This is a genomic window from Acinetobacter sp. S4397-1, from assembly GCF_024129285.1.
Classification (GTDB): domain Bacteria; phylum Pseudomonadota; class Gammaproteobacteria; order Pseudomonadales; family Moraxellaceae; genus Acinetobacter; species Acinetobacter lwoffii_C.
Genome location: NZ_JAMXXZ010000010.1, coordinates 38,942 through 52,264 on the forward strand (window position 1 = coordinate 38,942; position 13,323 = coordinate 52,264).

Consider the following 13,323-nt stretch of genomic DNA (forward strand, 5'->3'; position numbering starts at 1 on the left):
GCTTTGACTTGATCCAAATCCGGTTAGACCGGCGCTACCCTACCTAATGTTTCCTGGTAAACTTGAATCTATTCAATTAAAAATTCAGAGATCAACCATTTCTGATTAGAATTACTTAAACATCTCTTCTGCTCAGACTCAATAAGCCTGTATAAAATCTAAATTTTAAAATCCGCCTTTACTTGATACTTCTGCTATGTTTTATTTGAAATAAATACCAAGTTGAGTAGAACAATGAATAAATGGCTTATCTGCATGAGTATTTTTTCTCTCAGTGGCCTGAGTTTTGCCGATTCCAGCTTTGAAACTCAACTCAGATCAGAATGTGCCCAGGTTAAAAACTATGCAGCGAAGGGCAAGAGATTGTATGACCAGAAACAATATAGCAAAGCCGTTGAACAATTTGAGCAACAGGCGGCATGGTCTGCATTTTGTGACATGCATAGCGAAGAAAGTGGTGTTTCTTTTTCAGAAAGCAGTATTGCAACGGCGTTTAATAATGTCGGACTCAGTTATGCCAAACTGGCCAAGCCGCAGTGGGCACGAGCCTGGTTTTCGATTTATCCTCAAGCCAAGAGTAGCCAGTTTAATCTGCAGCAGCTGCCTGCACCTCAAAAAAACTCCAATCTGGCAGGCAAATATGTTCGCCATGCCGGTTTTGGCGCCTGGAGTAGTATTGAGGTAAAGCCCCATCAGCAATCTTATCAAATTCAATTTAATGGTCTATATATGGGTTTAGGCAGCCTGATTTATGGCCCCAATATAGGTGAATTTGAAACAATGATGCCAGGGCATCACACCCAGACCCGTTATCAGCAAGATGGCTGTAAAATTGAGCTTAGTTTTGCTTTTAATCCTCGCTCTGGGCAACAGCTTATTTTAGAACAAGACAGTGGAGATTCAGCGTGTGGCTTTGGGCATAATGTCTCTGCCAGCGGTGTATATTTGAAGGTAGAATAATTTTTCTTTTATTTGTATTTTAATATACAAAATAAATATTTGAGCATGATCAGGGGAGTCCATGGCCAAGTTTTTAAATACCAGTGCAACGAATTTCTTTTTAGAAGAATTAATTAAAAATGCCAAAGAGCGTTTAATTTTAATCAGCCCTTATTTGCGTTTAAATGATCGTATTAAAGAACTCTTAGAGGATAAAGATCGGCTGAAAATTGATATTCGCATTATCTATGGTAAAAGTGATTTGCATCCCGATGAAATTAAATGGCTGCAAAAACTGGATTATGTACGTTTAAGCTTTTGTAAAAATCTCCATGCGAAATGCTATATCAATGAATCAGAATGTATTATTTCAAGTTTAAACCTCTATGAGTTTAGTCAGGTCAATAATAATGAAATGGGGATTCTGGTACGTAAAGATGAAGATCAAGAGGTCTTTAAAGATGCTTATGAGGAAGCTCAACGTATTATTCGTATTAGTGATGAAGTACGGATTACTCTGGATGAAATTAAGACGGAACCAGTACCACTTGCTGAGAGCGAAGTCACAACTGAGGAAAGCAGCGGCTATTCCAAACTGACCACTGCAAAACTGGCCGCAAAACTTGGTTTAAAAACACCTGATCTGTTTGAAAATTTAGTCAATAAAGGATATTTAAATCTGACAGAAAATGGAAAACATTTCCTCACCGATGCAGGCAAAGCGATGGGTGGAGAGTTTAGAACAGGACAATTTGGTATTTATTTTTTATGGGATGAACATACCAAAATTTAACTGACGAGTTTTTAAAAAATATATTGGGGTACAATAAAAATCCCCCTAACTGGAGAAGTTCAGTCAACTAATCGACTGAAACTCTCCGGATGAGGTTTTTTTGCTTTCAAGCCAGCATTCTAAACCACAATATCTGCCAGATTACCTTTTTGCTCTAACCAGTCTTTACGGTCACCCGAACGTTTTTTGGCCAGCAGTTTATCCAGTAAACTTGCGGTGACATGCACATCATCCAGATCCAGCTGTACCAGACGGCGGGTATTTGGATCTAAAGTCGTTTCCCGTAGCTGGCTGGCGTTCATCTCGCCCAGACCTTTAAATCGGGTAATCTGCGGATTCTTGGTTTTACACTTTTTCAAGATGCCCTCCAGCTCTTCTTCATCCAGAGCATAGTGCACCTCTTTACCATCATCAATCCGGAACAGTGGCGGCATCGCCACATATAGATGCCCCTCTTCGACCAGTACCGGGAAATGTTTCACGAACAATGCACACAGCAAAGTGGCAATGTGCAGACCATCCGAGTCGGCATCCGCCAGAATACAGATTTTGCCATAACGCAGCTCAGACAAGTCATCAGAGCCAGGATCTACCCCAATTGCGATAGCAATATTGTGCACTTCCTGCGATGCCAGAACTTCATCTGAGGATACTTCCCAAGTGTTCAGAATTTTTCCGCGAATGGGCATGATGGCCTGGAAATTCTTGTCACGTGCCTGTTTGGCTGAACCACCCGCCGAATCCCCTTCCACAATAAACAGTTCCGACTGATCCAGCTCATGGCCGACACAATCCGACAATTTGCCTGGCAAGGTCGGACCAGCAACAATCTTTTTACGCTCTACTTTCTTTGCCGCTTTTAAACGACGCCCGGCTTTGGAAATTGCTATTTCTGCCAATTGCAGGGCAATATCCGAGTTTTGGTGCAACCACAAGGCAAAGGCATCTTTGGCAATATTCTGCACAATGCCGGCAGCTTCACGGCTGGACAGACGCTCTTTGGTCTGACCTGAAAACTGGGGCTCCTGGAATTTTAAGGACAAGATATAGTTTACGCCGTCCCAGACATCTTCCGCCGACAGTTTCATATTACGCGGCAGCAAATTACGCAGCTCACAGAACTCACGCATGGCATCGGTCACTCCGGAACGCAAACCATTCACATGCGTACCGCCTTGCGCGGTTGGAATCAGGTTAACGTATGATTCCTGAATGCTATCTCCCCCTTCGACATTCCAGCAAATTGCAAATTCGGCACTGGCACGTTCTGCCTCCCCCATTGCAACAAAGGCCGGTGCCGGAATAATTTCACGGTCTTCCAGCTCATCCATCAAGTAGTCCACCAGACCGTTTTCAAACTGCCAGGTGATTTTTTCGTTATTAATCTGGTCAATATAGTTAATTTGCAGACCAGCGGCCAACACTGCCTTGGCCTTTAGATTATGTTTTAAGGCTTTCAGGGCAAATTTAGGAGAATCGAAATATTTTTCTTCTGGCCAGAATTGTACCGTAGTACCCGATGCACGTTTGGGCGCTTTGCCTTTCAGCACTTCCAGCGGGCCGGTCGGTTCACCCTTTTCAAAGGCCATTTTATACAGGTTGCCCTGACGCTGAACTGACACTTCAATCCGGCTGGACAAGGCATTGACGACAGAGATACCCACGCCATGCAGGCCGCCAGAGAACTGATAATTATCGGTGCTGAATTTACCGCCGGCATGCAGTTTGGTCATAATGATTTCAATCCCGCTTTGGCCATATTCCGGATGAATATCCACGGGCATGCCGCGACCATTATCTTCTACAGACAGCGAGCCATCCTTATATACCGTCACCGTGACCTTGTTGGCATATCCGGCCAATGCCTCATCTACCGCATTGTCAATCACTTCCTGCGCCAGATGGTTCGGACGCGAGGTATCGGTATACATGCCCGGGCGACGGCGCACCGGATCCAGACCAGATAAAACTTCAAGAGATTGAGCCGTATATTGAGACACGTTATTCGGTTTCCTTTTTGACGCAGTCGGATAAAAACTGTAAAAGCAGCGGAATTTTCTCCGCAAAATCATCCATCCCGTGATTGCCATGGGCTTCTGTCATTAACATGGCCGGAGGACGGGCAGCACTATAATAACGATGTGCTTCACGATAATCCAAAACTTCATCGCCTTGTTGCAGCAGCACCAGTATTTTGTCTGCATCTTGAGCAGGATTTAGCGCCAGTTGCTCCAGCTGTGCCAGATCTGCCACATCCAGACTCCAATTCGGATGCACAGGATAGGGCAACTCCGCCTGAAACAGTTCACGAAACAGCTGCCATGGTCGCATTGCCGGGTTAATCAGTACAGCCGGAACCGCATGTTTTGCGACTAGATATGTCGCATAGAATCCGCCCAGACTGCTGCCGACCAGTGCCACCTGAGGCAAACTGCGGATCAGTTCCGAAACCTTTTCAACTGCAGCCTGAGGCGGCATATTTAAATCTGGTAAATGTATGGTGATTTCAGGATATTTTTTACAAAATTGCAGTAATAACTGTCCTTTAATGGAATGGCTTCCACTCTGAAATCCATGTAAATAAATAATATTCATCAGTATTTATTCATATTGATCAATGATTGAAATTTCTCTGGAAAATGTGAAATACCTCGCATTTTTCTCAGCTGAAATTGCTTAAATTGTCAGACAAAAAAGCCCTGAATGTTGTGTAATTCTCGCTATGTTAAAAGTATTGCAAAGGATTCAGACTCTTTACAGAAAAAGAATTTATACCGTGAAGTACTTTAAAAAGAAAGAGATCTCTACACGGTTGATTAAAAGGACAGAAGCAAATGCCAAGTTTAACACCATTGCATGAAACTTACTGCCGATGGGATCGAACGCCACCCAGCCAGGCAGATGTACTGGAAGGTCTGGCCCAGCTGGTGACCATGCGCCTGAACGATGTGGCCCAGGAACTGATTAAAACTATTCAGCGTGAAATTTTACTCAGCATGTTTGGCCTTAGTGACCAGAACGCCAAAAGCCTGCAAAATATCCCTTATATTGCCCGACTGTACCAGTCGTCGTATGACATGATTTTTCATTATGGCAATACTCTGATTGCACCCGGTTTGCGTCAAATTATTGAACACTTTCCCAAATTGCATCATAGGCCTTTAACTCCGACCCTGCATTTTTTAGTCAGTGCCTTGAACGGCATTATCGGTGACTATTTGATAAAACATCAGAATCCGCTGGCCCTGCCAATGCTCATTTATGATCATTATGGTTCTTTACAGCAAGGTGAGCTGACTGGACGGATTAGCCTGTTTGTGCATGGACTCTGTATGAATCATCTGGACTGGTCCAACCACAAATATGAAGGAATTGGTGAAAAACTGCTGGCGCAACGTGACCGCAATACCATGCTCTATCTGCACTACAATACCGGACGACGGATTTCTGCCAATGGTCACAGTCTGGCCAACACCTTGCAGGAACTTGTCCAGTGTAATCCGGGGATTACCAGCATTGACCTGATCGGCCACAGTATGGGGGGACTGGTCTCCCGAAGTGCCCTGTTTTATGGCAAGCAGAATGTTCATGACTGGATTCCCATGGTCGAGAATCTGGTCTGTCTGGGTTCACCTCATCATGGGGCCGTACTAGAACGTTTCGGTTTTAACCTCCAAGACAAACTCGGACATTTTCCTTTGGTGAAAATTGTCGGGCATCTCGTCAATATTCGCAGCAACGGTATTCTGGACTTGCGCTATGGCAGCGTACGCGATGATGACTGGGAGCATAATCCGGTACGGATTGGCTTTATGGATGACAACCGCAAACCGGCACCGATTCCTTCACATATCGATGCCTATCTGGTGGCCGGAACGATCGAACTGGAAAAGCGCAAGAACAAGACCCGTAATGTGATTGGAGACTATCTGGTCAGCGTCAAAAGTGCGCTGGGAGAACATCCAAATCCACGCTACGATCTGAAAGTGCCAGATGCCCATAAGGCAATTTTCTATGGCCTGAACCATTTTGAAATTCAATACCATCCCTTGGTGGCTGAACAGATTGCACGCTGGTTTTACCCAAGTGTGGAAGATGAGAATTGCACCCAGATTTATCAGCACCTGGTCGACCTGAACAGTATTGAAGGCATTGCCTTAACCTGAAAAAAGCCCTCTGATGAGAGCTTTTTAGATTGCTTAGTATTGATCTCGCAGGCGTTTTAGCGGCTTGGCCGGATATTTACGCAAGAGCTGCCACAGGCTAATCAGTAATAATACACTGAAAAATACCAGTGACCATACCGGCAAGGACTGCCCCAGAAAGCTCCAGTCAACCACTGCACACTCCCCTGAACCATTCAGTACCTGCTGCAATACTGCCTTCATCGGCAGGGTATCCAGCCAGTACTCCAGACCGGGACCACAGCTCGGCAGCTTATCCGGTGGCAGACTCTGTAGCCAGACATGCCGTGCAGCCACCCCGGCTGACCATAACATGCTCAAAGCACCTAACAAGGCATACAGACGCTTGCCCAGACTGGAGGCTGGATTGTGCAAAAAAGCGATCAGGGAGATGAGTCCCAAGCCAATAAGCCCGATGCGTTGAAACACGCAGAGCGGACAAGGGGCCAGTCCCTGGACATGTTCAAGATAAAGTGCAAATACCATCCCGACCACGGCAGCCAAAAACAGCATGCCGCTTACCCCGCGATAACTCCATTGCATGGTCAATCCTCTTTTCTTGTTTTATCGATATTGCGCTAAATAATCACTGAAGTTGATACTGCACGCTTGCTCGAGCTGCTGTTGTTGTTGCAATGAGCTTTGTGATATTTCATCAAAATAAGCTGCTGTTTCGGCACTGAGCGGATGCGATTCATAGACTTGACTATGCTGCTGGGCCAGATGCTGTCCAAAATGCCACATGCTGCTTGCAGCACGGATATCTCCGACAATTAAGGCAGATAAAGTGGCATCGACTTCATCGACCCGACCTTGCATGATCTGCATGGCATGCTGATAAAGTCCTGTGTCATAAGTCTGGTCAAGCAGCTCAGCCAAGGGCTTCATACGTGTCAGCAGCCGGGCACACCAGTCTTCAATCGGATAATGCTGGCCATCTTCGACAATAGCGGCATTGAAGGCACGGCCACGATTGACCACTTCAGTCTGATTTCGTTCAATAATTTCCTGCTCTGCAGCCAACAACGCCGGGCTGTCTTGCAGCAGACAGTACAATGCCACCACTTCCAAGAAACCGGCAGTATCTTCATTAATACCAATCGGGCTATACGGGTTGACGTCTACCGCCCGTAGCTCGACATAGCCAATCCCGCGGTTTTGCAAGGCCTGTGACGGGGTCTCACCAGCTTCGGGGACCTGTTTGGGACGCACCAGACTGTAATATTCATTTTCAATTTGCAGTACATGATCATTGATCTGGATTGGCTGTCCCTGCGGGTCATTCAGGCCCAGACGACTAAAGGGCTTATAAGGGGTTTTGACGGCTTTTTGCAGCCCTTCCAGATAGCCTTGCAGGTCATTGTAGTGAATGCCCAGTTGCTTCTGTGCAGAGTTCTGATAGCCAAAACGTCCCATGCGCAAAGCAGTCGCATACGGGGTATACAGGGTGCCTTTAACCAGCGGCAGTAAATGATGATCTCGGCCACTCATAAAGCACTGGCAGACCGCCGGGCTGGCCCCGACCAGAAAAATCACCAGTGGCGTCAGGCGGATAAAGTTACGGATCAGCCCCATATAACGGTGACTGCGATAGTCCTGCAAGCTGAGTGCCCGTAAATTTTCATCGCTTTCTTGCTGTTGCAGGGCTTCAAAGAAATGATCCGGGAAAGACAGATTATAATGTACCCCGGAAATGGTCTGCATACGGCGGCCATAACGCGCCCCCAAGCCATGACGGTACAGGGTTTTAAACAGCCCGATATTAGACGTCCCATATTGGGCCAGCGGAATATTTTCATCACTGTGGTCCAGCATGCACGGCATCGACAGCGGCCAGAGCTTTTCATCATTCTCCAGCTGGCGATGCGCGACGGCATGAATATCGGTCAGATAGTCCAAGGCTTTTTGAATGCTACTTTGCGGTGGAGTGATAAACTCCATTAAGGCTTCAGAATAATCAGTGGTGATATGTGGATGAGTCAGGGCTGAACCTAGGGCACGAGGATGCGGCGCTTGGGACAAGAAACCGTTGCTTTGCATACGCAAGCTTTCGCGCTCGATACCGCGCAGCATTCCTTGGATGAGTGATGAATCCACCCAGTCAGGTAATACATCGTGGGCGGTCGATTCAGGTTGACTCATTACAATCTCGCTTCATGGGGGTAACTATTAATAAAGTAGAATCATCAATTTATAGCAGTATAACGTGATTTCTGGTCGGCACATTACATCCTGCCGGGTTTTCAGGCAAACTATTGATTTTTAACTGGGCAATTTTTTAACACAAAGTTCCTCTATAAGACATGTGAAATTTGTGATTTATTAACCAATACAGACTAAAGAATTGTAAATATTATGAATTATCAAGATGTTTTAGACTTTTGGTTCCACGCCGACCATCAGCCCTTCTGGTTTAGCAAAAGTCTGGAATTTGATCAGCATATTGCACAACAATTCATGAGTATCCATCAACAGGCAGCTCGTGGCGAACTCTGGTGCTGGCGCAAAAGCATAGCAGGCCGACTGGCTGAAATTATTGTGTTGGATCAGTTTTCCCGCAATCTGTTTCGTGACTCTCCTCAAGCCTTTGCCCAGGACCCCTTGGCTCTGGCTCTGGCTCAGGAGACAATTAGCCTGGATCTGGACAAACAGCTCAGCCCGGAACAATGCAGTTTCCTGTACATGCCGTTCATGCATAGCGAATCCAGACTGATTCATGAATATGCCTTGGAGCTGTTCCAGCATCTGGGCAATCCGGTTAATCTGGAGTTTGAAAAAAAGCATAAGGTGATTATTGACCGCTTTGGGCGTTATCCTCACCGTAACCGGATTTTAGGTCGCCCATCGACCGCTGAAGAGTTAACTTTCCTGACCCAGCCAGACAGCAGTTTTTGACTCTCCCTTTCAAGCTCTGCGACTGCTGGATCATCTATCAGGAGATTGGAGATGAAAAACACCCTATTAGGACTTGGTCTGGTTGTTGCACTTGGCCTGAGTGGCTGCGCAACCACACCCTCCAAACCTTTGACCTTTGATCAGTTAGGGCGCTATAACACGACGCCTTTAAATGCCACGACTTACCGGATCAGCTTTCAGGCCCGTCCCAATATGAGTTTTGCTACGGCAGAAGAAATTACCCTGCTGAAAGCCGCCCAAACAACGGTACAGAATGGCTTCCAGTTTTTTCGCGTTCTGGATGATCCAAGCAACCGGACTCAGCAGCCTCCCCGTCAGGCGATTGTCTATCCTGCACCGAGCTTCTATCCCTCTGCTTACTACCGCCGTTATCCAGGGTTCTGGCCAGATCCATTTTATGACCGCCCTTATACCGTGACTCTGGACCCGGCCCAGGTGGCCTATACCATTGAGTGCTTCCGGGCCGGCCAGGCACCTCAGGATGCCTTTGATGCGCGCTTGATTTTACAGTCACTTGGCGCTAAATATGGAGTGGGTCCATCCGGTACAGTCCTGCAACCCCAGTCGGCAACTCCTCAATAACAGGATCATGTATGCAGAAAGAACAACCATCACCGAGCTTACAACGCAGTAAACGTTTTGCCACGATCGCTCTGGTGGTGGCGGTACTGGCCTGGTTGGCCCTGATGGTTGCTGCCAAGCTGCTGCCTGAATATGTCTGGCTGATTCATATCTTGATGCTTTCAGCCGAAGCGGGCGTGGTGGGTGGACTGGCTGACTGGTATGCCATTACGGTGCTGTTTCGCAATCCTTTTGGCCAGCTGCCCATTCCAAAATTCCTGCGGGATCATACCGAAATTATTCCGCGCAACAAGGCCCGGATTGCCGAGTCGATGGGACGCTTTGTTCAAGAAAATTTTCTCTCACCCCAAATTGTCGAGCGCAGCCTAGCCGATACCGATTTGAGTCTAGCGGCGGGACGCTGGCTGGCCAACCCGCATAACAGCACTCAGGTCACCCAGGTCATTCAGCAGACCGTTCCTAAAGTGTTTGAATTTGTCGGACAGCAGCAAATTGCCGGATTTGTCCACAGCAACAGTGTGCAATGGGTCAGAAACACCCAGATCAATACCCTGGCCAGTGAAATGCTGCGTGCCGTTTTAGAAAATGATTTCCATCAGGATGTATTACAACGCGGCCTGGATGTGGTACATGCCTGGATGACCTCGCATCCGGAACAGACCCGCGAACTGACCCGTACCCTGTTTAAGGAAATGGGAGTCTGGCGACTGGCCAAAGGTGCCAGCTGGATCGGTATTGATGTGCAGCAGCGCAGTATAGACTCCGTCATCCAGCGGGTGGAGGCCATGCTGGCAGATCCGGCTCATCCTTGGCGCCTTCACATTGAGGCCGCAGCTCAGGAGCTGATGCTGCAACTGGCGGATCATGACAGTCTGGCCAGCCAGCGTTTGAATGACACTAAAAATGCCCTGCTTGACAGTCCGCAGGTACTGAACTTTATCAGTGGTGCGGTGGTGATTTTATGCGATGCGATCAAGGACGATCTACAAAAACCGGACTCGGGGATTGCAGAGAACCTGCGGGTGGCCATACAGCAGGTCGGGGAAAATATCGTTTCCAATACGGCTGTACGGGAGCTGCTCAACCAACGCCTGAGTAGCCTCGCGGTTGAGCTCAGTGACCAGTATAGTGAAAAAGTGATTCGTTTTATCAGCGAACGCATTCACGAATGGGATTCAACCGAGATGATCGACAAGATTGAAAATGAAGTGGGTGGCGACCTGCATATGATCCGGGTTAATGGCGTTGTGGTAGGTGCCTGTATCGGTTTAGTGCTGGGCATTATCCGTGCTGTAGTTGAGCACCTGATTTAGCTTGACTCCGCCTCCTACACGCCTCTGCCCTAAAACAGCCTGACCTTATTTTTTATTGAGCAGGATTCAGTAGCAGGAGGGTTGCCGGATCAATGTTTATTTGGAGGGTGGATTGCCCGACATATCCACAAATAAACCTGTGAATTTACGTACAAAAGGCAATAGCGTTACCACAATAGGAAAGGCAATGGCCCAGGAAATCATCCAGTTGTGAAACCAGAGTGCCATAAAGCCTTCGATCCAGCCTAAATTGCGCAGCATGTTGATCATGGAAATAATGCCGCTCATCAGGCAGGATAAAATAAAAGGCACTATAATTAAGGCCCATTTCGCCGGAAGTTTAGGAATATTGCCGATCAGGACCGGGCGTTGTTGCGAATTCATACTGACTCTTAGACTGTGTGCAAAATACTCATATTAAGCCAAATTCATTCCTTTGAAAGCAGTGTTTGGGCCTTAAAGTAGAGCATTCGAAATTATCATGATTTTCACATGATACCTATTTTGATTTTTTCAAGTTTAAATAAAAAAATTTCTGGATGAGTGATTTTTTCTGCATTGTCATAAATTGTATTTCGTCCAAATGGTTTTACCTAAAGAGCATGAAATTTGCTATATTTGCTGTTTTTCTGCGATATCTATTTTCGACTGATTATGAATACGGCAATACAAGCAGCTCTCGATCATGCAGTGCAAACTTTACAGGCACAAGGCGTACTCCCATCTGACTGGAACAACACAAGTAGTTTGACGCGTACCAAGGACCGAAGCCATGGTGACTTTGCCTCAAATATTGCCATGATCGCGTCTAAAGCTGCCGGTATGAAGCCACGTGATTTAGCAGAAAAAATCCTGACTGCGTTACCTGAAGTGGCAGATATCAGCAAGGCCGAAATTGCAGGACCGGGCTTTATCAACTTCTTTCTGAATGCCAATCAGCGCTTTGCCGTACTGGATCAGATTCAGGCCCAACAAGCGACTTATGGCCGTACTCAGGCCAATGCGGAAAAACGCATTCAGGTCGAATTTGTTTCGGCTAACCCGACGTCTAGCCTGCATGTAGGTCATGGCCGTGGGGCAGCTTATGGCATGACTGTGGCCAATCTGCTTGAGGCCACCGGTGCCAAAGTAGACCGCGAATACTATGTCAATGATGCCGGCCGTCAGATGGATATTCTGGCAACGTCAACCTATTTACGTTATCTGCAATTAAACGGTCAGGAACTGGTGTTCCCGAAAAATGCATACCAAGGCAATTACGTTAAAGAAATCGCACAAAGCATTATCGACCAAGAGGGCGATGCACATGTACGCCCTGTGGCTGACGTGTATAAAGACGTGCCTGAAGATGTGCAATACGCCGCTGAATTAGATGCTGAAGGCAATAAAGTGGTTATGTCAGGCGATAAAGAAAAACATATTGATGGCCTGATTTTTAACTCACAAACCCTGCTCGGTAAAGGCTACCGTGTCTTCCATCAGGCTGCGCTCAAAGCCATTCTGGATGACATTAAAGATGACCTGGGCGAGTTTGGAGTTACTTTTAACCAATGGTTCAGTGAAGCCTCTTTGACTGAAAAAATTGAAGAAGCATTACAGACGCTGGATCAGCGTGGTTTCCTGTATGAAGCTGAAGGCAATATCTGGTTCAAGTCAACTGAATTTGGCGATGAAAAAGACCGTGTGGTCAAACGCCGTAACGGACAGACCACTTATTTCGCTTCTGACATCGCCTACCACCTGAACAAATTACAACGTGGCTATACCGATATTATTGATATCTGGGGTTCAGACCACCATGGCTATATTGCACGTGTGAAAGCAGCCATTGATGCGCTGGGTTATGACTCAAAGAAACTGACCGTACTTTTGGTACAGTTCGTCAGCTTATGGCGTGGTGGCGAGATGGTGCAAATGTCATCCCGTTCAGGCCAGTTCGTGACCTTGCGTGACCTGCGTAAAGAGGTCGGTAACGATGCGGCCCGCTTCTATTATGTCATGCGTAAATCTGAACAGCACATCGACTTTGACCTGGATCTGGCAGTATCGCAAAGCAAGGACAATGCGGTGTACTACATCCAGTACGCACATGCCCGTATCTGCCGTATGTTAGAAAAAGCTGTGACTACCGGGGTGAACTTTGATGCAGCGAGTGCACGGGCTCTGGCTGCAAAACTGGAACTGGAGGCCGAAACTGAAATTCTGGCCAAACTGGCTGCCTATCCTGAAATTGTATTGCGCGCTGCCAACAGCTATGAACCGCATCAGATTGGGAACTACCTGAAAGAACTGGCTGCCCTGTTCCATGGCTGGTATAACGAAAACAAGGTATTGGGTAATGATGCAGAATTAACCCAGGCACGTTTGCTGTTATCGGTCAACGTACGTCAGGTTCTGCGTAATGGTCTGGAACTTCTGGGCGTCTCTGCACCCGAGTCAATGTAAAGCACTGCTTTTACATTGACGCAAGACGAGAGCTTGGCACAAAATAAGTCTATATAGCAAAGCACTACTTTGCATGCTCAGAAGATGAAAGCTGTGCAGAGCCAGCAGGCGACCTTTTGCCATTGCTCTGCCTTGCTCATGGTTTTCCTGA

At 46.9% G+C, this 13,323-nt stretch carries 12 protein-coding genes; 7 read left to right on the forward strand and 5 right to left on the reverse strand.

The window, feature by feature from the left end:
- Positions 1-234 precede the first annotated feature (234 nt).
- Both NI467_RS07400 and NI467_RS07405 read left to right on the forward strand, forming a co-directional pair.
- The gene (locus NI467_RS07400) at positions 235-960 is read left to right on the forward strand and encodes a hypothetical protein (RefSeq protein WP_253152095.1); all 726 of its coding nucleotides are present in this window, start codon (positions 235-237) and stop codon (positions 958-960) included.
- Between the two features lie 61 nt (positions 961-1,021).
- The gene (locus tag NI467_RS07405; protein ID WP_151207199.1) at positions 1,022-1,732 is read left to right on the forward strand and encodes a phospholipase D family protein; all 711 of its coding nucleotides are present in this window, start codon (positions 1,022-1,024) and stop codon (positions 1,730-1,732) included.
- A gap of 119 nt (positions 1,733-1,851) precedes the next feature.
- Here NI467_RS07405 and parE read toward each other — a convergent pair whose 3' ends face one another.
- Both parE and NI467_RS07415 read right to left on the reverse strand, forming a co-directional pair.
- A complete protein-coding gene (parE, locus tag NI467_RS07410) occupies positions 1,852-3,732 on the reverse strand; it encodes a DNA topoisomerase IV subunit B (RefSeq protein WP_253152096.1) in 1,881 nt (626 codons plus the stop codon).
- Position 3,733: 1 nt separating this feature from the next.
- The gene (locus NI467_RS07415) at positions 3,734-4,327 is read right to left on the reverse strand and encodes a YqiA/YcfP family alpha/beta fold hydrolase (RefSeq protein WP_253152097.1); all 594 of its coding nucleotides are present in this window, start codon (positions 4,325-4,327) and stop codon (positions 3,734-3,736) included.
- A gap of 239 nt (positions 4,328-4,566) precedes the next feature.
- On the opposite strand from NI467_RS07415, the gene NI467_RS07420 reads away from it, so the two are divergent.
- Positions 4,567-5,898 carry an alpha/beta hydrolase gene (locus NI467_RS07420; protein WP_253152098.1) on the forward strand — a complete coding sequence of 444 codons (1,332 nt, stop codon included), beginning with the start codon at positions 4,567-4,569 and terminating at the stop codon, positions 5,896-5,898.
- A gap of 33 nt (positions 5,899-5,931) precedes the next feature.
- On the opposite strand, the gene NI467_RS07425 is transcribed toward NI467_RS07420, so the two are convergent.
- Together NI467_RS07425 and gshA are read right to left on the reverse strand one after the other, a co-directional pair.
- A complete protein-coding gene (locus NI467_RS07425) occupies positions 5,932-6,459 on the reverse strand; it encodes a disulfide bond formation protein B (RefSeq protein ID WP_253152099.1) in 528 nt (175 codons plus the stop codon).
- A gap of 21 nt (positions 6,460-6,480) precedes the next feature.
- Entirely contained in the window at positions 6,481-8,058 is a 1,578-nt protein-coding gene (gene gshA / locus NI467_RS07430) for a glutamate--cysteine ligase (RefSeq protein ID WP_253152100.1), read from the reverse strand.
- Positions 8,059-8,271: 213 nt separating this feature from the next.
- Here gshA and NI467_RS07435 point away from each other — a divergent pair, with 213 nt between their 5' ends.
- From NI467_RS07435 to NI467_RS07445, 3 genes are read left to right on the forward strand one after another with little or no spacing between them, the layout of a single operon-like run.
- A complete protein-coding gene (locus tag NI467_RS07435) occupies positions 8,272-8,811 on the forward strand; it encodes a DUF924 family protein (RefSeq protein WP_151205615.1) in 540 nt (179 codons plus the stop codon).
- 51 nt (positions 8,812-8,862) lie between these two features.
- Positions 8,863-9,414 (forward strand): hypothetical protein, encoded by a 552-nt coding sequence (locus tag NI467_RS07440; RefSeq protein ID WP_253152101.1) that lies wholly within the window; start codon positions 8,863-8,865, stop codon positions 9,412-9,414.
- 11 nt (positions 9,415-9,425) lie between these two features.
- Positions 9,426-10,727 carry a DUF445 domain-containing protein gene (locus tag NI467_RS07445; RefSeq protein ID WP_253152102.1) on the forward strand — a complete coding sequence of 434 codons (1,302 nt, stop codon included), beginning with the start codon at positions 9,426-9,428 and terminating at the stop codon, positions 10,725-10,727.
- A gap of 96 nt (positions 10,728-10,823) precedes the next feature.
- Here the strand turns inward: NI467_RS07445 and NI467_RS07450 are convergent, their stop codons facing one another.
- Entirely contained in the window at positions 10,824-11,111 is a 288-nt protein-coding gene (locus NI467_RS07450; RefSeq protein ID WP_151205460.1) for a DUF2798 domain-containing protein, read from the reverse strand.
- 270 nt (positions 11,112-11,381) lie between these two features.
- On the opposite strand from NI467_RS07450, the gene argS reads away from it, so the two are divergent.
- Positions 11,382-13,172: an arginine--tRNA ligase gene (gene argS / locus NI467_RS07455; protein WP_151207183.1), complete on the forward strand. Its 1,791-nt coding sequence runs from the start codon at positions 11,382-11,384 to the stop codon at positions 13,170-13,172.
- Positions 13,173-13,323 lie beyond the last annotated feature (151 nt).